The organism is Streptomyces thermoviolaceus, assembly GCF_045209695.1.
Classification (GTDB): Bacteria; Actinomycetota; Actinomycetes; order Streptomycetales; family Streptomycetaceae; genus Streptomyces; species Streptomyces thermoviolaceus.
Map to the genome: position 1 here is coordinate 590,004 of NZ_CP109280.1, position 19,726 is coordinate 609,729.

The 19,726-nt window shown below is 73.0% G+C and carries 14 protein-coding genes and 1 pseudogene; 7 read left to right on the forward strand and 8 right to left on the reverse strand.

Features of this window, described 5'->3' with window-relative positions:
• Positions 1-47: 47 nt before the first annotated feature.
• The 5 genes from OG899_RS02680 to OG899_RS02700 all read left to right on the forward strand — a co-directional run bounded on the left by OG899_RS02680 (position 48) and on the right by OG899_RS02700 (position 6,278).
• Positions 48-1,277, forward strand: a complete 1,230-nt coding sequence (locus OG899_RS02680) for a CaiB/BaiF CoA-transferase family protein (RefSeq protein ID WP_125497524.1) — start codon at positions 48-50, stop codon at positions 1,275-1,277.
• Positions 1,274-2,044: an enoyl-CoA hydratase/isomerase family protein gene (locus OG899_RS02685; RefSeq protein WP_251505777.1), complete on the forward strand. Its 771-nt coding sequence runs from the start codon at positions 1,274-1,276 to the stop codon at positions 2,042-2,044. The genes OG899_RS02680 and OG899_RS02685 overlap by 4 nt, the downstream gene beginning before the upstream one ends.
• Before the next feature lie 124 nt (positions 2,045-2,168).
• A complete protein-coding gene (locus OG899_RS02690; RefSeq protein WP_125497526.1) occupies positions 2,169-3,479 on the forward strand; it encodes an MFS transporter in 1,311 nt (436 codons plus the stop codon).
• Positions 3,480-3,488: 9 nt separating this feature from the next.
• The gene (locus OG899_RS02695) at positions 3,489-3,677 is read left to right on the forward strand and encodes a hypothetical protein (protein WP_125497527.1); all 189 of its coding nucleotides are present in this window, start codon (positions 3,489-3,491) and stop codon (positions 3,675-3,677) included.
• Between the two features lie 237 nt (positions 3,678-3,914).
• On the forward strand, positions 3,915-6,278 hold the full coding sequence (locus OG899_RS02700; RefSeq protein ID WP_406310880.1) for a Tex family protein: 2,364 nt from the start codon (positions 3,915-3,917) through the stop codon (positions 6,276-6,278).
• Positions 6,279-6,549: 271 nt separating this feature from the next.
• On the opposite strand, the gene OG899_RS02705 is transcribed toward OG899_RS02700, so the two are convergent.
• Both OG899_RS02705 and OG899_RS02710 read right to left on the reverse strand, forming a co-directional pair.
• Positions 6,550-6,762, reverse strand: coding sequence for a hypothetical protein (locus tag OG899_RS02705; protein WP_125497529.1), 213 nt, complete (start codon positions 6,760-6,762; stop codon positions 6,550-6,552).
• Between the two features lie 291 nt (positions 6,763-7,053).
• Positions 7,054-8,937, reverse strand: a complete 1,884-nt coding sequence (locus tag OG899_RS02710) for a Xaa-Pro dipeptidyl-peptidase (RefSeq protein ID WP_356850103.1) — start codon at positions 8,935-8,937, stop codon at positions 7,054-7,056.
• 202 nt (positions 8,938-9,139) lie between these two features.
• Between OG899_RS02710 and OG899_RS02715 the strand changes: the two genes are divergently transcribed.
• Positions 9,140-10,633, forward strand: a complete 1,494-nt coding sequence (locus OG899_RS02715; protein WP_189428392.1) for a M1 family metallopeptidase — start codon at positions 9,140-9,142, stop codon at positions 10,631-10,633.
• A gap of 91 nt (positions 10,634-10,724) precedes the next feature.
• Here OG899_RS02715 and OG899_RS02720 read toward each other — a convergent pair whose 3' ends face one another.
• Entirely contained in the window at positions 10,725-12,188 is a 1,464-nt protein-coding gene (locus tag OG899_RS02720) for an amino acid permease (protein WP_125497532.1), read from the reverse strand.
• 215 nt (positions 12,189-12,403) lie between these two features.
• Here OG899_RS02720 and OG899_RS02725 point away from each other — a divergent pair, with 215 nt between their 5' ends.
• Positions 12,404-13,186 carry a MerR family transcriptional regulator gene (locus OG899_RS02725; protein WP_125497533.1) on the forward strand — a complete coding sequence of 261 codons (783 nt, stop codon included), beginning with the start codon at positions 12,404-12,406 and terminating at the stop codon, positions 13,184-13,186.
• Positions 13,187-13,213: 27 nt separating this feature from the next.
• On the opposite strand, the gene OG899_RS02730 is transcribed toward OG899_RS02725, so the two are convergent.
• From OG899_RS02730 to OG899_RS02750, 5 genes and pseudogenes are all read right to left on the reverse strand, one after another.
• Positions 13,214-15,394, reverse strand: coding sequence for a 3-hydroxyacyl-CoA dehydrogenase NAD-binding domain-containing protein (locus tag OG899_RS02730; protein ID WP_406310881.1), 2,181 nt, complete (start codon positions 15,392-15,394; stop codon positions 13,214-13,216).
• Positions 15,395-15,440: 46 nt separating this feature from the next.
• On the reverse strand, positions 15,441-16,655 hold the full coding sequence (locus OG899_RS02735; RefSeq protein WP_125497535.1) for an acetyl-CoA C-acetyltransferase: 1,215 nt from the start codon (positions 16,653-16,655) through the stop codon (positions 15,441-15,443).
• Positions 16,656-16,740: 85 nt separating this feature from the next.
• Entirely contained in the window at positions 16,741-17,880 is a 1,140-nt protein-coding gene (locus OG899_RS02740) for a CaiB/BaiF CoA-transferase family protein (protein WP_168132112.1), read from the reverse strand.
• Positions 17,881-18,392: 512 nt separating this feature from the next.
• Entirely contained in the window at positions 18,393-19,103 is a 711-nt protein-coding gene (locus OG899_RS02745) for an endonuclease V (protein ID WP_125497537.1), read from the reverse strand.
• A 140-nt stretch (positions 19,104-19,243) separates the two neighbouring features.
• Positions 19,244-19,578: pseudogene (locus OG899_RS02750) on the reverse strand (plasmid stabilization protein).
• Between the last annotated feature and the right edge of the window lie 148 nt (positions 19,579-19,726).

Here is a 19,726-nt window from a genome sequence, read left to right on the forward strand (position 1 = left end):
CATCCACTCGGTCACCTGGCGCCCGCTCCAGAAGGGACCCCGCAGGCATGACTTCGCCCGACACACCGGTTCCCGGGGGCACCCCCGCCCCCGGCGCCCTCTGCGGAATCCGCGTCCTCGACCTGACTCGCATCCTCTCCGGCCCCCTCGCGACCATGGTGCTCGCGGACCTCGGCGCCGACGTCGTCAAGGTGGAGGACACCAAGGACGGCGACGACACCCGCCAGTGGGGGCCGCCGTTCCAGGGCGGCGAGGCCGCCTACTTCCTCGCCGCCAACCGCAACAAACGCGGGGTGAGCGTCGACCTCAAATCGGCGCGGGGACGCGAGTTCGTGCTCCGTCTCGCCGACCGCGCCGATGTGCTGGTGGAGAACTTCCGGCCCGGCACCGCCGCCCGCCTGGGCCTCGGCTACGAGGAGCTCTCCGCCCGCAATCCCCGCCTGGTGTACGCATCGATCTCCGGCTACGGCCAGACCGGCCCCTGGGCCTCGCGCCCCGGGTACGACGCGATCGCCCAGGCCCTCAGCGGCATGATGAGCATCACCGGCGAAGCCGGTGGCGCACCGGTGCGCCCCGGGGTGGCCACCGCCGACATCGGCGCCGGGATGTGGGCGGTCATCGGCATCCTCGCCGCGCTGCACGCCCGCGAGGTCACCGGCCGCGGCCAGCACGTGGACGTCTCGCTGCTGGACGGGCAGCTCGCCTGGCTGACGTATGTGGCCGGCGGATACTTCGCCACCGGCACCGTCCCCGGGCCGCACGGCTCGGCCCACCCGACGATCGTCCCCTACCAGGCTCTGACCACCGCGGACGGCCATCTGCTGGTCGCCGCCGGCAACGACAGGCTGTGGCGGCGCTTCGCCGAGGTGCTCGGGCAGCCCGCCCTCGCCGACGACCCGCGGTTCGTCACCAACCCCGACCGGGTCCGCCACCGCGACGCCCTGATCCCGCTGCTGGAGGCGGCCCTCGCCCGGCGCTCCAGCGCCGAGTGGGCCGAGGCGCTCGAGGCCGCCGGGGTGCCGTGCGCGCCGATCAGCACCGTGGACGAGGCGCTGGACAGCCCGCAGGCACGCGCCCGCGGCATGGTGACCACCCTGCCCCATCCCACGGCCGGCGAGCTGCGCACGCTCGGCTCGCCGCTCAAACTCAGCGCCACCCCGCCCCGGATCCGCACCGCTCCCCCGCTGCTCGGCCAGCACACCGACGACGTCCTGGCCGAAGCCGGCTACAGCGCCCGCGAGATCGAGGAACTGCACGCGATCGGAGCCGTCCGGTGACCGGCACGACGGGCGCGGTCGGCGTGACGCGCGACGGTGCCGTCGCGACGGTGCGGGTCGGGACCGGGCGCCGCGCCAACGCCCTGACGCGCCGTGACTGGATCGCCGTGGCCACCGTGTTCGAGGAGCTGGCCCGCGATCGAGGGCTCGGCGCGGTGATTCTCACCGGGGCGGGCGACACCTTCTTCAGCGCGGGCTCCGACATGCGCGAGTGGCTGTGCGCCGAGCCCGCCGAGATCGACGCCTCGTTCGCCGCGATGGAGAGCGCCCTCACCGCGATCGAACGCGTCCCCGTCCCCGTCGTCGCCCGGGTCCGCGGCACCGCGGCCGGGGCGGGCTGCCAACTCGCCTGCGCCTGCGACCTGCGCGTCGTCGCCGACGACGCCACGCTCGGCATGCCCGTGGCCCGTTGGGGCATCCTCGTGCCGCCCGCCTTCGCCGCACGGATCGCCCTGCTCACCGGCCCCGCCGTGGCCCGCGACCTGCTGTTCACGGGACGGCTGGTGGACGGCCGCGAGGCGGTGCGGCTCGGCCTGGCGAGCAGTCATGTCCCCGCGGCCGACCTGGACGACGCCGTCGCCGCTCTCGTCGCCGCGATCACGGCCCATCCGCCGGCGGCGATCCGTGCGGCCAAACGCTCGGTGGACGCGCTGCTCGCCCCGGTCCGCGAGCGCCTCGCCGCGGCTCCTGCCGGACCTGCCGCGGACTACGCGAGCATGCAGGAAGGACTCGCCGCGTTCCTCTCCGGGGTCACCCGCGCCGGCTGATCCGCCGGCCCACGTCCCGGTTCTCCCACCCCGTTCCTTCCACCCCGTTCTCCTCCACCCGGTTCTCCCCCGCCCCCGTCATCCGTCGTCACCCCCAGGTCGACAGAGCCGAATCGAGGTCACCGTGACGATCGACCGTCCCCCGACGGAAGCCGCCGACGCCGACGCACCCCCACGCCTCACCCCGGCCCAGCGCCGGGCCTTCTGGGGGTCCTTCAGCGGCTGGGCCATGGACGGCTTCAACTGGACCGTCTTCGGACTGGTCCTGGCCCCCACCATGACCGAGCTGCTGCCCCGCGCCGGCATCGCCGCCACGGCCGACAACATCGGCTGGTACGGGCAGATCAGCGCGGCACTCTTCCTGCTGGGCTGGGGCTGCTCCGCCGTCTGGGGCCCGCTCGCCGACCGCTTCGGCCGCAAACCCACCATGATGGCCTCGATCCTGATGTACGGCGTCTTCACCGCCCTGGCCGGCGTCGCCACCGACCTGTGGCAGTGGAACGCCTTCCGCTTCCTGGCCGCCATCGGCGTGGGCGGCGAGTGGGCCATGGCGGGCACCCTGCTGTCGGAGGTCATGCCCGAGCGGGTGCGCGAACGGTTCGGCGGCCTGATGCACTCGGCCGCCTACGTCGGGGTGCTGGCCGTCTCGATCATCTATCTCGCGTTCGGGCCCGAACTCGGCTGGCGCGGCCTGTTCCTCATCGGCGGTCTGCCCGCGCTCGCCGTCTTCGTGTTGCGCCGCAGCACCCCGGAACCCGACCGATGGAAGGACACCGCGCAGCTGGCCGCGCAACGGTCCTTCTGGCAGCCGGTCGTGGAGATCCTCACGCCGCCCTACCGCGGCCGCACCCTGGGCAATCTGCTGCTCCTCGTGGTGTGCGTGATCGGCCTGTGGGCCGGGTCGACCTATGTCCCGACCGCCATGACCGAACTGGCCGAGCGGGCCGGCGAGAGCCACGACGCCACGGTCCGCCTGGCCGGCCTGTCGTCGATGACGGTGGCGCTGTTCACGATCCTGGGCTGCTTCGCGGTGCCCCGCCTGGTCGCACGCCTGGGCCGCCGGGGCGCGCTCGCCCTGCTCTACGGCTTCATGATCGTCGGGACGGTCGGTGCGTACGGGGTGGCCTACCCGCTGTCCTCCATCGGCCTGACCTTCGTCTTCCTGCCCCTGCTCGGGTTCGGCGGGGCCACCTTCGCGGTCTTCACCATCTGGCTGCCCGAGCAGTACCCGACGCGGATGCGGGCCACCGCGTTCGCCTTCACCACCACGTTCTCCCGCTGGGTCGCGGCCGCGGGCACCTTCCTCATCGGTTACGGCATCCACGCCGCCGGTTCGCTCACCCTGCCCCTGACCCTGACCACCGTCGTCTTCGTCGTCGGCATCGGCCTGGTCCGCCTGGCCCCGGAGACCCGCGGACAGGCTCTGCCCGACTGACGCCCCACGGTGGAACTCGCCGCGTTCGCCCGGGTGCGGCGCCCGGTGACGGTCCCCGACCCGCGGATGTCCGCGGACCTGGTGGTGCACGCCGACGGCCACCGCATCGTGCGGCTGGTCGGGCAGAACCCCGGGCCGGTCACGGTCCGTCCTGTCGCCGAGGGCACCCCGCACCCGTCGGCGGCGGGGCACCGGTGACCGAGATCCCGCTGGAGCCGTACGACCGAGATGCCGCTGGAGCCGTACGGGGTCGCGGCGCCCGAACTGCGCTGAGCCGTGCCGCGGCGGGCCCGGCCGCCCGCCGAACGCGCCGGGGCCCGCGGCGGGCGGCCGGGGACACGCTCCGCCCCGCCGGGGCCCGCCCTGTCCCCGGATCGGCGGTCGCTCCTGCCACAATTGCCGCGCAACCCGAAGCGGAGAAGGCGGTACGGCAACGTGACGACACCCGAGTCCCTTGCTGCAGGGTCCATCGAGAGCAGGATCGCCGAGGAGCTCGGCGTGCGGGAGCGGCAGGTCAGGGCCGCCGTGGAGCTGCTGGACGGCGGTTCGACGGTGCCCTTCATCGCCCGCTACCGCAAGGAAGCCACGGAGATGCTCGACGACGCGCAGCTGCGCACGATCGAGGAGCGGCTGCGCTATCTGCGGGAGCTGGAGGACCGCCGGACGGCGATCCTGGAGTCGGTGCGCGAGCAGGGCAAGCTCACCGAGGAGCTGGAGGCGCGGATCCGGGGCGCCGAGACCAAGGCACGGCTGGAGGACATCTACCTGCCGTACAAGCCCAAGCGGCGCACCAAGGCGCAGATCGCCAGGGAGGCCGGTCTGGAGCCGCTGGCCGACCGGCTGCTCGCCGACCCGGGGCTGGAGCCGAAGGAGACCGCGGCCGCGTTCGCCGACCCGGACAAGGGCGTGGCGGATGCGCAGGCGGCGCTGGACGGGGCGCGGGCGATCCTCACCGAGCGGTTCTCCGAGGACGCCGACCTGATCGGCGAGCTGCGCGAACGCATGTGGGTGCGGGGCCGGCTGGTTGCGAAGGTACGGGAGGGCAAGGAGGAGTCCGGCGCCAAGTTCGCCGACTACTTCGACTTCGCCGAGCCGTTCACCGAGCTGCCCTCGCACCGGATCCTGGCGATGCTGCGCGGGGAGAAGGAGGAGGTGCTGGACCTCGTCCTGGAGCCGGAGGAGCCGGGCGACGGTCCGTCGTCGTACGAGTCCCTCGTGGCCCGCCGGTTCGGGATCGCCGACCGCGGCCGGCCCGCGGACGCCTGGCTGCTGGACACGGTCCGCTGGGCCTGGCGCACCCGCATCCTCGTCCACCTCGGCATCGATCTGCGGCTGCGGCTGCGCACGGCCGCCGAGGACGAGGCGGTGAAGGTGTTCGCGGCGAACCTGCGCGATCTTCTGCTGGCCGCCCCGGCCGGCACCCGCGCCACGCTCGGCCTGGACCCGGGGTTCCGTACGGGCGTGAAGGTGGCCGTGGTGGACGCCACCGGCAAGGTGGTGGCCACGGACGTCATCCATCCGCACGTCCCCGCCAACCGCTGGGACGAGGCGATCGCCAAGCTGGCCGGGCTCGCGAAACAGCACGCGGTCGAGCTGGTCGCGATCGGCAACGGCACCGCGTCCCGGGAGACCGACAAGCTGGTCGGCGAACTGATCGCCCGGCACCCGGAGCTGAAATTGACCAAGGTGATGGTGTCGGAGGCCGGCGCCTCGGTGTACTCGGCCTCCGAGTACGCCTCGCGGGAGCTGCCCGATCTGGACGTCTCGCTGCGCGGCGCCGTCTCCATCGCCCGCCGGCTGCAGGACCCGCTGGCGGAACTGGTGAAGATCGACCCGAAGTCGATCGGGGTCGGCCAGTACCAGCACGACCTGTCCGAGGTGAAGCTGTCCCGTTCGCTGGACGCGGTGGTCGAGGACTGTGTGAACGGCGTCGGCGTGGACGTCAACACGGCGTCGGTGCCGCTGCTCGCCCGGGTCTCCGGCATCACGCCCTCGCTCGCCGAGAACATCGTGGCGCACCGGGACGCCAACGGGCCGTTCACCTCCCGTGCGCAGCTGAGGAAGGTGCCCCGGCTGGGCCCGAAGGCGTTCGAGCAGTGCGCGGGCTTCCTGCGGATCCGCGGCGGCGACGACCCGCTGGACGCCTCCAGCGTCCACCCGGAGGCGTACCCGGTGGTGCGGCGCATGGTGAAGACCACCGGCCAGGACGTGGCGTCGCTGATCGGCAACACGGCGGTGCTGCGGTCGCTGAGGCCGGCCGACTTCGTGGACGACACCTTCGGTCTGCCGACGGTCACCGACATCCTCAAGGAGCTGGAGAAGCCGGGACGCGACCCGCGGCCGGCCTTCCGGACGGCGGCGTTCAAGGAGGGCGTGGAGACGATCTCCGACCTGTCGGCGGGGATGATCCTGGAGGGCGTGGTGACGAACGTGGCGGCCTTCGGCGCGTTCGTGGACGTCGGTGTCCACCAGGACGGTCTGGTCCATGTGTCGGCGATGTCGCGGACGTTCGTGAAGGACCCGCGGGACGTGGTCAAGCCGGGCGACATCGTGAAGGTGAAGGTGCTCGACGTCGACATCCCGCGCAAGCGGATCTCGCTGACGCTGCGTCTGGACGACGAGGCGGGCCCGCAGGCCCGGCAGGGCGGCGGCGAGCAGCGGCGGCGCGGCGGCCGTCCGCCGCAGCAGCGCCAGGGCCGGGGCGGCGGGACGCGTCAGGCGTCCGCCCCGGTCAACAGCGCGATGGCGGACGCGCTGCGGCGCGCGGGCCTGCTCGGCTCGGACTCCGGCCGGCGCTGAGCGTGCCGCACGGCCCGCGGCCCGGCACGGGCGACGGCCCCGCGCCGGGCCGTGCGGCGGACATGCCGGCGGCCCGAGCCCGTCTCCCCGGCGGGGGTGCACCGGGCGGCACGGCCGGGCGGCCGACGTGTCGTGACGTCAGGACGTCGTGGCGCTCCACGTCGTGGCGTCCTGACGTCGTGACGAAGCGGTGCGCAGGGTGGCGTGCACCGGGGAACGGCCCGCACGCGGCGGCCGTTCGGCGCCCCCGCGGCACCAGCGTGGCCGTCGGTCAGCGCGGGTGCGGGCCGGGCGGCAGCGCCGAGGCGGACCGCTGGCCCTGACCGGCGGCCGGGGCCTCGGCCTGGAGGGCGCTCGACGGCTGCCCGGTGCGCATCACCTGGTCCAGCTCCCTGCGTATGGTCGAGGCGGCGTCCCGGACCCGGGCGGGCACATCGCCTCGTTCGGCCACGAGCTGGTGGTAGATGGGGGCGTCTTTGAACATGGACTACCAGGCCTTTCGGTCGGGGGGTCTGGCTCCTCGGAGCAACGGTTGCCGAGTCTAGGACCCGCGCTCCCCCGCTTCGGTGGCCGGTACACCCATGAGGGGGTACGCCTCTTGACGACCGGTCACCTCAGGTGCTGAGGTACGCCCTCGCCCCTCGCCCGAGGCACTCCCCCGGCACGGTCCGCGCCGGCGCCGTGCCGACGCGGACCGCGGACCGTGTCCGGAACGTCCCGTCCGCCGCGCGACGTCGCGGACACGGCCTGGTGCCGGACCGGTGTGCGCCGCCGTTCAGGACGTGGCCCGTACGAAGGCCGCCGGACCGCCCACCAGCGGGAGCCGGGCCGAGGTGCGGGCGAGGTCCAGGGTGAGCGTCGGGGTGGTGGACGGCGGATCGATCAGGCCCTTGTCGGTGCCGGCCACGATCAGCGCCAGCCGGTGTCCCGCGGGCACGACATGGTCGGTGGCCGCCAGGTCCACGGTGAGGCGGTAGGCCCGGCCCGGGGTGAGCGGGACGCCGTGGGTCGGGGAGGCGTGGTGGCCGAGGTCGGCCCAGCCGCGGCTGACGACGGTGGCGTCCACCCGGGTCGTCTTCGCCTCGGTCTCCAGGTAGCAGGCGCTGTCGCCCGCCGTGCTCGCGCCCCAGCAGGTGCGGTCGGTGAGGGTGGTGATGCCCTCCGCGGCGTCGGCGTAGTCGCGGATGGTGTCCGGGCCGAGGTCCACGAGGACGGCGGACAGGTGGGCCGTCGTGGTGCTGGGCGTCGCGGTGACGGTGACCTGGGACGAGCCGGACAGCCGCAGGTCCCGGGTGAGGCGCGGGGTGACGAAGGAGACCTTCTCCGGCGACGGTGTGGTGGCCCGCGCCGCCCAGTCGGTCTCGCTCAGCGCCGGGTCGTCGGTGAAGGTCTCGGTGCCGCGGGAGGCCTTCGGGCCGAGGGCGCCGACACCGGCCTGCGGACCGGGGGCGGGGTGCAGCGTGACCGCCGAGGTGTCGCGCGGCGGCCAGACGCGGGAGGTGACCCACTGGCCGGGATGGCGTTCGATGTCGGCCATCGGTTCGCGGTCGATGCCGTTGTCGTAGCCGAGCAGTTCGTGGTCGAACCAGCGGTGCAGGGTGTCCACCCAGGCGCCGCGCCGGTAGTCGAAGGGGTCGACGTGGCCGGTCTGGGACAGCCAGATCTTGCGCCGCACCTGGTGTTTCGCCAGGGCGTCCCACCACTGCCCGAGGTGCTTGGTGCGCACGTTGAGGTCCTGCATGCCGTGCACGAGGAAGACGCTCGCGCGGACCTTGGCGGCGTCGCGGACGTAGTCGCGGGCGGTCCACAGCGCCGTCCAGTCGCCGGTGCGGGGTGCGCCGTCGACGAGCTGCTGCTGGACGGCCGCGCAGTGGGCGCGGGCGGTGTCGCTCTCCACGGCGTCGGCCAGCCGGTCGGGGCCGGAGCCGTAGAGGGGTGCGCCCTGCTGGAAGTAGTAGTCGTACCAGGAGGAGATCGCACTGATCGGGACGATGGTCTTCAGGCCCTCGACGCCGGTGGCGGCGACGCCGTTGGCGATGGTTCCGTCCCAGCTCTTGCCGATCATGCCGGTGGTGCCGTCGGTCCAGGTGGCCCGGACGGGGGTGCCGCCGGTGCGGGCGGTGTAGGCGCGGGCGCGGCCGCCCAGCCAGTCGACGACCGCTTTCGCCGACCGGATGTCGTAGCGTCCGCCGACGTCGACGCAGCCGTCGGACCGGTTGGTGCCGGCCAGGTCCACGGCGACGAAGGCGTAGCCGCGGGGCACGAAGTAGTTGTCGTAGTACAGCGGCATCCCCACGACGTGGCCGTCCGCGTCGTAGGTCTTGGTCTGGTTCTCGTTGCCGCGCCCGCAGCAGGAGTAGTACGGGCTGGCTTCCAGGATCACCGGCACTGTCCGGCCCTGTCGGGCGGGCTCGCGGGGCCGGACGATGTCGGCGGCGACGCGGTCGGTCCTGCCGTCGCCGTCACCGTCGAGTCCGGTGTCGACCCAGACGGTCTCGCGTACGGCGTCCGCATAGGAGTAGACGGGCCGGCTCTCGCGCGGGGAGGAACCGGCGGACGGGGCGGCGTGGGCCGCGGGACCGAGCACAGCGGCGGCCAGAGCGGCGGCGACCGCCACGACGGACGACCGTGAGATGGTCATGCGCATGCTAGTCGGCATGGGCGAAGACGGTACCGGGCCCGACTGCCGCGCAGAAGGGTGCGGCTGACGTGTCGTCGGACGTGCGACGCCCCATGAGGCGCCGGACGTCTCGTTCATGACGGCCGGATGGCGATCACATGACAAATGCGGGCATGGACACGACCACGCCGGCGGATCTTTCCTAGGCTCTCGGCAACGCACCCGACGACTTGGAGCTGACGTGCACCGCAGATTCACCGTGCCGGGCGCCGTGGCCGCGGCCTCGCTGCTGCTGGCGATCCCGGCATCGGCCGCGAGCTTCTCCCCCGGCGCACCGGGCATCGGCGACCCGTACTACCCGTACTACGGCAACGGCGGCTACGACGTCTCCCACTACGACCTGCGCCTGACGTACCAGCCCGCCACCGACGAGCTGTCGGGCACGGCGACGATCTCGGCGCGCACCACGCAGGACCTGTCCAGCTTCGACCTGGACTTCCTGCTGGACGTCGACGAGGTGCGGGTCAACGGAGTGACGGCGCGCTTCACCACCTCCGGGGAGCACGAACTGGTGGTCACGCCCCGGCAGCCGCTGGCCGAGGACACGCCGGTCACGGTGGTCGTCCGCTACCACGGGGTGCCGTCCACCAAGAGCGCGTACGGCTTCACCACCTGGCACCGCACCCCGGACGGCGCGGTCGCGGCGGACGAGCCGGAGTCCGCCTGGTGGTGGTTCCCGAGCAACGACCACCCGGGCGACAAGGCCACCTTCGACGTGTCGGTGGCGGTCCCGGACGGCACCCAGGCCATCTCCAACGGCACCCTGGTGTCGACCAGCTCGCAGCTGGGCTGGACCCGCTACAACTGGCGGCAGAACAAGCCGCAGGCGACCTATCTGACCACGCTCGCGCTGGGCCGGTTCGACATCACGACCGGCACCTCCGAGGGCGGCGTGCCGGTGATCAACGCCTACAGCAAGGACCTCGGCGACAACGACGGTGCGGCGCGGGCGAGCGTGGAGCGCACCGGGGAGCTGGTGGACTGGCTCAGCGGCTACTTCGGGCCGTACCCGTTCGACTCGGCCGGCGGCTATGTGCCGAACACGACCACGGGGTACGCGCTGGAGACCCAGACCCGGGTGTACTACAGCCCGGCGCAGTTCGCCAACGGCTCGAACACCTCGGTGGTGGTGCACGAGCTGGCCCACCAGTGGTACGGGGACAGCGTCTCCGTCAAGGGCTGGAAGGACATCTGGATCAACGAGGGCTTCGCCCGCTACGCGCAGTGGCTGTGGTCGGAGCACGAGGGCGAGGGCACGACGCAGCAGCTGGCGGACTACGTCTACGCCTCGCACCCCGCCGACGACCCCTTCTGGACGGTGAAGCCGGGCGACCCCGGCGCCGACCACCAGTTCGAAGCCGCGGTCTACGACCGGGGTGCCCTGGCGATCCAGGCGCTGCGCAACGAGATCGGCGACACGGCGTTCTTCCGGCTGCTGAAGGGCTGGCCGCAGCAGCACGCCTACGGCAACGCCTCCGTGGCCGACTTCGTAACGTACGCCGAGCAGGTCTCGGGCAAGCCGCTGGCCGCGCTGTTCGACACCTGGCTGTTCCAGCCGGTCAAGCCGGCCGCCCCGGCGGCCCGTGCGGCGTCCTTCGCCGCCTCGCCGGCCGGCGTCGAGCAGCCGCGGTCCTGGAAGAAGATCGAGGCCACGAACGACGTGCACGGCCGGTGACCACACGACCGCGCGGCCGGGGCGCCCTGAGCGCCTCCGGCCGCGCGGCCCGGAACCGTGACAATCCCCCCGGATGATGTGCGAGCGGCGGCTACTTCACCGGCTCGTCGGTGGTCTGCTCCCCCTGCAGGACCCGGCGGCGGACACCGAACCAGCCGGCCACCAGCAGCACCGCGATCAGCGGGATCAGCATCACGGTCTTGCGGCCGACCTCGGGGTCGTTCCACATCAGGCCGACGCAGGCCAGCAGGAACGCGATCGTGACGATCTCCGTGAACGGGCTGCCGGGCAGGCGGAAGTGCGGACGGGTGACCAGACCCGCCCTGGCGCGGCGGACGAAGATCATGTGGCAGATCATGATGATCACCCAGGTGCTGACGATGCCGAGGGAGGCGACGTTCAGCACGATCTCGAAGGCCTCGCTGGGCACCAGGTAGTTCAGCCCGACGCCGAGCACGCAGATCCCGCAGGTCAGCAGGATGCCGCCGTAGGGGACCTGGCTGCGGCTCATCACGCGGGTGAACTTCGGCGCCGAGCCGGCCATCGCCATGGAGCGCAGGATGCGGCCGGTGGAGTACAGGCCGGAGTTCAGCGAGGACATCGCGGCGGTGAGGACGACGAGGTTCATCACGTCGCCGGCCGCCGGGACACCGATCTTGGACAGGACGGTGACGAACGGGCTCTCGTCGGCCGAGTACACCGAGCCGGGCAGCAGCAGGGCCAGCAGCACGACGGAGCCGACGTAGAACAGGCCCACCCGCCACATGATCGAGTTCACGGCGCGCGGGACGACCTTCTCCGGCTCGGCGGTCTCGCCGGCGGCGACACCGACCAGCTCCAGGGCGGCGTAGGCGAAGATCACGCCCTGCATGACGAGGATGACCGGCATCACACCGTGCGGCAGGAAGCCGCCGTGGTCGGCGATCACGCTCAGGCCGGGGGTGTAGCCGTCCACCTCGTGCCGCGTGACCAGCAGGAAGATGCTGATCAGCATGAACGCGACGAGCGTGACGACCTTGACGATGGAGAACCAGAACTCCATCTCGCCGAAGATCTTCACCGAGATCAGGTTCACGGTGAGCACGATCGCCAGGGCGATCAGTGCCAGCAGCCACTGCGGGAGCGGCGAGAAGAAGCTCCAGTAGTGCGCGTACAGCGCGACCGCGGTGATGTCGGCGATGCCGGTCGTGGACCAGTTCAGGAAGTACATCCAGCCGGCGACGTAGGCGCCCTTCTCGCCGAGGAACTCGCGCGCGTACGACACGAAGGACCCGGACGACGGGCGGTACAGGACGAGCTCACCGAGCGCGCGGACCACGAAGAACGCGAACACGCCGCAGATGAGGTAGGCCAGCGCCAGCGCCGGGCCCGCGTTGTGCAGCCGGCCGCCGGCGCCCAGGAAGAGGCCGGTGCCGATCGCGCCGCCGATCGCGATCATGTTGATGTGGCGGTGCTTGAGGTCCTTGCTGTACCCGGCGTCGCCCGCGTCTGCGGGTGCGGCGGTCGTCGGTGCTTGTTCGACGACCTGTGCCGTGTGCACGGATTCCTTGCTCACGGGTGGATCTACTCTCTGGTGCGCCGAGCGGATGAGCCCGGGTGCCGTACGGTTCCGGCCCGCACCAGCTCACGCGGTACAGACCAGAGCAGCAACTTCCCAGAGAGATCACCTTTCATGCGATGGTGCATCTCACACAGCGGAACTTCTCACATGATCAGCGCATCTCGGCCACCGGCTTTCACACTCCCGGTGAGACAGCGATACTGCTGCACATGACGACGCCCGACGCCGCCGAGCCGGCTTATACGGTCGACGAGCTGGCCGCCCGGGCCGGCGTCACCGTGCGCACCGTGCGCTTCTACAGCAGCCGGGGCCTGCTGCCGCCGCCCGTGCTGGGCCCCCGCCGGGTGGGCCGCTACGGGGAGGAGCACCTGGCCCGGCTGGATCTGATCGGGCAGATGCAGCGGCAGGGCATGACGCTCGCCGCGATCGAGCGGCATCTGCGGCAGCTCCCGCCCGACCTGAGCCCGCGCGAGCTGGCCGTGCAGCGGGCGGTGGTCGCCTCCTGGGCGCCGGAGACCGAGGAGACGCTCGACCGCCGGGAGCTGCGGCGGCGGGCCGGGCGCCCGCTGAGCGACGAGGACCTGAGGCGGCTGGCGGCGATGGGCGTGCTGGCACGGGTGGCGGACGGCGACCGGGAGGACCGGGACGAGGACGCCGCGGACCCGGGTGAGCAGGCCGATCGCACCGGTGGCGCCCCCGAGGAGCGCTACCGGGTCGACACCGGGCTGCTGCGGCTCGGTGTCGAGCTGCTCGACGTGCCGCTGTCGCAGCAGACGGTGCTGGCCGCCCGGTCGGTGCTCACCGAGCACTCCCGGGCGGCCGCACACGAACTGTCCGAGCTGCTGCGCACCGCGGTCGCCGGCCGCGGCACCGAGGACGTCCGGTCGCTGTCCGCCCATATGCACCCGCTGGTGGTGCAGGCGCTGCTCACCACGTTCCAGCGGTCCCTGCGGCAGGAACTGCGGGCGTGGCTGCACAGCGCCGGCGGATGACCCGGCGCCCGGGAGCGCCGGGGCACCTCAGCGGGCGTCGGTGAACGTCTCCCCTCGTTCCGCCTTCTCCACCAGCAGCGCGGGGGGCGTGAACCGCTCGCCGTAGCGCTCGGCGAGCTGCCGGGCGCGGGCGACGAAGCCGCGCGGGCCGCCCGGGTAGCCGTTGATGTACTGCAGCACGCCGCCGGTCCAGCCGGGGAAGCCGATGCCGAGGATCGAGCCGACGTTGGCGTCCGCGACGGAGGTGAGCACGCCTTCCTGCAGGAGCCGGACGGTGTCCAGCGCCTCGGAGAACAGCATGCGCTCCTGCATGTCCTCGAACGGGATCCGGTGGTCCGGCTCGGTGAAGTGCTCGCGCAGGCCCGGCCACAGGCGCAGGCGCGTGCCGTTCTCGTCGTAGTCGTAGAAGCCGGCGCCGCCGCTGCGGCCGGTGCGGCCGAACTCGTCGACCATGCGGTCGAGGACCGCCTCGGCCGGGTGCGGCCTCCAGGTGCCGTCGGCCTCCTCGACGGCCTGCCGGGTCTCGTCGCGGATCTTCCGGGGCAGGGTGAGGGTGAGGTCGTCCATCAGGGCGAGCACCTTGGCCGGGTAGCCGGCCTGGGCGGCCGCCTGCTCGACGGAGGCCGGCTCGATGCCCTCGCCGACCATGGCGACGCCCTCGTTGAGGAAGTGGCCGATGACCCGGGAGGTGAAGAAGCCGCGGGAGTCGTTGACCACGATCGGGGTCTTGTCGATCTGCCGGACCAGGTCGAAGGCGCGGGCCAGGGCCTCCTCGCCGGTGCGCTCGCCCTTGACGATCTCGACCAGCGGCATCTTGTCGACGGGCGAGAAGAAGTGCAGCCCGATGAAGTCGTCCTGGCGCTGCACGCCCTCGGCCAGGGCGGTGATGGGCAAGGTGGAGGTGTTGGAGCACAGCAGGGCGTCGGGCGCCACGGCCTGCTCGGCCTCCTGGAAGACCTTCCGCTTGAGCCCGGGGTCCTCGAAGACCGCCTCGATCACCGCGTCGCAGCCGGCGAGGTCGGCGATCTCGGCGGTGGGCGTGATCCGGGCCAGCAGCGCGTCCGCCTTCTCCCGGGTGGTGCGGCCCTTGGCGACGGCCTTGGCGCACAGCTTCTCGGAGTACTGCTTGCCCTTGACCGCGGCCTCGAGCGAGACGTCCTTGAGGACCACCTCGATGCCGGCGCGGGCGCAGGCGTAGGCGATGCCGGCGCCCATCATCCCGGCGCCGAGGACGGCGACCTTGCGGACCCGGCGGGGTTCGACGCCCTGCGGCCGGCCGGCCCCGGAGTTCACGGCCTGCAGGTCGAAGAAGAACGCCTGGATCATGTTCTTCGCGGTCTGACCGGTGGCCAGCTCCACGAAGTAGCGGGACTCGACGACCTGTGCGGTCTCGAAGTCGACCTGGGCGCCCTCGACGGCGGCGGCCAGGATGGCGCGGGGTGCCGGGTAGGGGGCGCCGTTCGTCTGCTTGCGCAGATTGGCCGGGAAGGCGGGCAGGTCGGCGGCGAGCTTCGGGTGCGACGGGGTGCCGCCGGGGATCTTGTACCCGGGGCGGTCCCAGGGCTGCTGCGACGTGGGGTGGGCGTCGATGAAGGCGCGGGCCCGGGCGATCATGTCCTCGGGGGTGTCCGCCACCTCGTCGACCAGGCCGTTGTCCAGGGCTCGGCGCGGGCTGTACCGGGTGCCCTGGAGCAGCACCTTCAGCAGGGCGTCGGTGATGCCGAGCAGCCGGACGGTACGCACCACGCCGCCGCCTCCGGGCAGCAGGCCGAGGGTGACCTCCGGGCAGCCGATCCTGGAGCCGGGGGCGTCCAGGGCGATGCGGTGGTGGCAGGCGAGCGCGATCTCGTAGCCGCCGCCGAGGGCGGCGCCGTTGATCGCGGCGACGACGGGCTTGCCGAGGGTCTCGATGCGGCGCAGGTTCCGCTTCAGGGCCAGGCCGCCGTCGAGGAGGTCCTGCGCGTCGTCGGGGGTGACCCGGACGAGTTCACGCAGGTCGCCGCCGGCGAAGAACGTCTTCTTGGCGGAGGTGACGATGACGCCGCGGATGGTGTCCTTCTCGGCCTCCAGACGGTCGGCGACCGCGGCGAGCGAGTCCCGGAACGCCTGGTTCATGGTGTTGGCGGACTGGTTCGGGTCGTCCAGGACGAGGGTGACGACGCCGGTGTCGTCCTGCTCCCAGCGGATGGTGGTGGGCTCAGTGCTCATGGAAGGTGCTCCGTGATGGTCCGGGGGTGATCCGTCGGGAGAGGTGTCAGAGGCGTTCGACGACGGTGGCGATGCCCATGCCGCCGCCGACGCACAGCGTGACGAGGCCGTAGTGCTTGTCCTGGCGTTCGAGTTCGTCGACCAGGGTGCCCAGCAGCATCGCCCCGGTGGCGCCGAGCGGGTGGCCGAGCGCGATGGCGCCGCCGTTGACGTTGACCTTGTCCAGGCTCAGGCCCATCTCCTTGACGAAGCGCAGCACGACCGCGGCGAACGCCTCGTTGATCTCGACCAGGTCGATGTCGTCGATGGTCAGGCCGGCCTTGGCGAGCGCCTTGCGGCTGGCGGGGGCGGGGCCGGTGAGCATGATGGTCGGCTCGGAGCCGGAGACGGCGGCGGAGACGATCCGGGCGCGCGGGGTCAGCCCGTGGCGTTCGCCGGCCTCCTTGGAGCCGATGGCGACGAGGGCGGCGCCGTCGACGATGCCGGAGGAGTTGCCCGCGTGGTGGACGTGGTCGATCTTCTCCACCCAGTGGTACTTCTGCAGCGCGACGGCGTCGAAGCCGCCCAGTTCGCCGATGTCCGCGAAGGACGGCTTGAGCTTGGCCAGCGTGTCGGCGGTGGTGCCGGGCCGCAGGTGCTCGTCGCGGTCGAGGACGACCAGGCCGTTGCGGTCCCTGACCGGGATCACGGAGCGGTCGAAGCGGCCCTCCTTCCAGGCGGCGGCGGCACGCTCCTGGGACAGGGCCGCGTACTCGTCGACGTCCCGGCGGGAGAAGCCCTCGATCGTGGCGATCAGGTCGGCGCCGATGCCCTGGGGGACGAAGCCGACGGCGAGGTTGGTCATCGGGTCGTTGAACCAGGCGCCGCCGTCGGAGGCCATCGGCACCCGGGACATCGACTCGACCCCGCCGGCCAGCACCAGGTCCTCCCAGCCGGAGCGGATCTTGGCGGCGGCCAGGTTCACGGCTTCGAGACCCGAGGCGCAGAAGCGGTTCTCCTGCACGCCGGCCACCGTGTCGGGCAGGCCCGCGGCGATCGCGGCGATGCGGGCGATGTCGGAGCCCTGGTCGCCGACCGGGCTGACGACGCCGAGGACGATGTCGTCGACGGCGGCCGGGTCCAGGCCGGGCAGGCGGCGCCGGATCTCGTGGATGAGGCCGACGACCAGGTCGACGGGTTTGGTGCCGTGCAGGGAGCCGTTGGCCTTGCCGCGCCCGCGCGGGGTGCGGATGGCGTCGTACACATACGCTTCGGTGCTCACGTCAGTGGGCCTTTCGACATCGGGTTGGACGGTCCCGGGCGGACCGGGCGGACGGGAGGTGCACAACGGGGCGGTGCCGGCCGGGTCAGGCGTCGTCCTGCAGCAGGGCGGGCAGGTCCCAGTCGCGGGCCACCGCCGCGGTGCCGTCGCCCGGGCGGGCGGGTGCACTGCGCACCGCGGTGGGGGTGGCGGAGAAGCGGGGTGCGGGGGCCGGCTGGGTGAGGCCGGCGTGGTCGGTGAAGGTGCCGCGGGCCGCGAGGTGGGGGTGGTGCGGGGCCTGGCGCAGCGACAGCACCGGCGCGACGCAGGCGTCGGAGGACTCGAACACCTCCGTCCACTCCTTCTGGGTACGGGTGGCGAAGCGGGCGGCGACCGCCTCGCGCAGGTCGTCCCAGCGGGCCGGGTCGGTGTGGGCCCCGGCGTGCTCGGACAGGCCGAGCAGGCGCAGGAACTCGTCGTGGAACCGCGGCTCCAGCGCGCCGACCGCCATGTACGCCCCGTCCGAGGTCCGGTAGGTGCCGTAGTAGGGACAGCCGCCGTCCAGCAGATTGACGCCGCGGCGGTCCTGCCAGGCGCCGGCCGCGAGCATGGCGTGGATCATCGTGGACAGGTGGGCGGTGCCGTCGACGATGGCGGCGTCCACCACCTGGCCGGTGCCGGTCTCGCGTGCGTGGTGCAGTGCGGCGAGGACCCCGACGACGAGGTAGAGGGCGCCGCCCGCGTAGTCGCCGAGGAGGTTGGCGGGCACCGCCGGGGGCTGGTCCGGGGCGCCGATCATGCCGAGGGTGCCGGTGACGGCGATGTAGGCGATGTCGTGTCCGGCGCGCGGGGCGAGCGGCCCGTGTTGACCCCAGCCGGTCATCCGGCCGTAGACCAGGCGGGGGTTGCGTGCGTGGCAGGCCTCGGGTCCGACGCCGAGCCGTTCGGCGACACCGGGCCGGTAGCCCTCGACGAGGATGTCGGCGCGGGCGGCGAGATCGAGGACGCGGGCGGGGCCGTCGGCCGCCTTCAGATCGACGATCACCGACCGTTTGTTGCGGTTGGTCAGGTCGCGGGCGGGGTCGATGCCCAGCGGGGTGCCGCCGGGGCGGTCGACGCGGACCACGTCGGCGCCCAGGTCGGCGAGGAGCATCGCGGCGAACGGGCCGGGGCCGATGCCGGCCAGCTCGACCACGCGCACACCGGTGAGCGGACCGTGCCGCCCCTGCGTCGGTGCCGTTGCCATGGAGCCCCCTTGCTCGCCGTGACGGTGACCGCTGCGGCCCGCGCGGTCGCCGTGGCCGGTCGTGACCGTCCCGGCCGCCCTGCTCGGCGCGGGCGGCCGTGGCCGCGGCGCCGCCGTGCCCGGTGTCCGCTGCTCCGGAGCGGCACCGGATCACTGTGACACCATCGCTGTCACACTGCTGATGCTAGGAATGCGGCCGACTCCGCACAAGCCCTGAGCGAGCAAGCGCTTAGCCAGCTTCCGTTCCTGGTCGTCTCGGTCGTTCCCTGCTGGGTCGTTCCCTGCTCGGCCGGTGTCGTACCGCGCACCCGGCGGACCGGCCCGCCCCCTCACGCTAGCCGCGGCCCGACGCGGCGGCGCGCAGTGCGGTCCGTCGGAGCGAGGCACGCGCGCGGAGTGCGGGACACCGAGCATCCCGGACCGGCCGACGGCGGGCGCGGGGCACGCCGGGTGCCCCGGACCGACCGGCCGGCGGCTGCTGCGCGGGACGCACCGCCGAGGACCACGGCGGCTCAGTCGGCGGGGCGCCCCGCCGCCGTGGCCTCGCGCAGGGCCCGCCGGCACAGCGCGTCGGCCCTGCGGGTGGTCTCCGGCAGACGGTAGGACGGGGTCAGGGCGAGGACGTGGGCGCAGGCGTTGTCCAGCGACACCCGGTGGCCGACGGAGACGAACACCGGCTTGACCCCGTCCCGGGTGCGCAGCGCGCGACCGACCTCGTCGGTGCCCGCCCGCAGCGGCGTGGAACTGCCGCGCGTCGGTGCGGGATCCGTGCAGGAGAAGGTGAACGGGTTCTTGGCGACGCCGATCGTCGGCAGTCCGGTCAGCACCCCCAGATGGCTGGCGAGTCCGAACCGGCGCGGATGCGCCAGCCCGTAGCCGTCGCAGACGACCAGGCCGGGCGGACGATCCAGGGCGTCCAGCGCGGCGCACACGGCCGGCAGCTCCCGGAAGGCCAGCAGACCCGGCACGTACGGGAAGGCGATCCGGCCGACGGCGGTGGACTCGGCCACGACGCGCAGGGTCGCCGCGTCCAGCACCACGGCCGCCGCCGCGACGAGGTCGCGCTCGTCGTCGTAGGCGACGTCCACCCCGGTGACGTGGCCGGTGCCCGGCTTCGGCCCCGTCTCGTCCAGCACCACCCGGGCGCGCAGCGCGTCCTGCACGGCGCGCGCCTCCTCCTCGGTCGTGGGCCAGCCCGCCGGAACGCCTGCGATCGTCGTCATGGTGCCCCGAGCCTATGACGCCCCCGCGGCCGGCGGAAACCCGGTGCCGCACCCCGCCGCCCCGTGCGCACCGATCCGCTCACACGCAGCGGGACGCGCGGGTGCCGCGCGCGCCCCCGCCCGCCGGCCGGCACCGGCGGTCAGCCCTTGCCCAGGGCCTGCCGCAGCTGCTCCTCGTTCATCTCCGAACGGCCGTGGATGTCCCGCCGCCTGGCCTCCTCGTGGAGCTGGTGGCAGGTCTGCCCCTCCGCGCTCCGGCCGGACCGCTGCCCGCCCCGCTGAGCGGGGGACGGCTCGCGGGCCGAGAAGCGGCTCGCGGTCTTCGACTCGCCCGAGCGGGCGCGCTCCTTGTTCACCGGGCGGGCCGCGATCTCCTTGGCGCGCTCGGTGCTCTCCCCCAATCCCGCGCGCTGCGCTGGATGTGCTCGTGCTGACGCTCCCGTTCGGGGCTGGACCCGCGTGGCCTACCGTTCACTTCCTCTCCGTCGAGAACCGGATACCCGCATCCCGGAACACTTCGCCTCCTCCGCCACCCGCGCCTCCCTGCGGAGCCGGTCGCTCCGACAGCGCCCGGCATGAAGGCGGTGACACAGGTCACCCGCTTCCCGGGTGCACGGACGGAT

What these genes read in the sequence shown, in the direction of transcription:
- OG899_RS02680 (WP_125497524.1), top strand. Translation starts at nt 48, where the DNA reads ATGACTTCGCCCGACACACCGGTTCCCGGGGGCACCCCCGCCCCCGGC.
- OG899_RS02705 (WP_125497529.1), bottom strand. Translation starts at nt 6,762, where the DNA reads ATGTTCAAAGACGCCCCCATCTACCACCAGCTCGTGGCCGAACGAGGC.
- OG899_RS02710 (WP_356850103.1), bottom strand. Translation starts at nt 8,937, where the DNA reads ATGCCGACTAGCATGCGCATGACCATCTCACGGTCGTCCGTCGTGGCG.
- OG899_RS02725 (WP_125497533.1), top strand. Translation starts at nt 12,404, where the DNA reads ATGACGACGCCCGACGCCGCCGAGCCGGCTTATACGGTCGACGAGCTG.
- OG899_RS02730 (WP_406310881.1), bottom strand. Translation starts at nt 15,394, where the DNA reads ATGAGCACTGAGCCCACCACCATCCGCTGGGAGCAGGACGACACCGGC.
- OG899_RS02740 (WP_168132112.1), bottom strand. Translation starts at nt 17,880, where the DNA reads ATGGCAACGGCACCGACGCAGGGGCGGCACGGTCCGCTCACCGGTGTG.
- OG899_RS02745 (WP_125497537.1), bottom strand. Translation starts at nt 19,103, where the DNA reads ATGACGACGATCGCAGGCGTTCCGGCGGGCTGGCCCACGACCGAGGAG.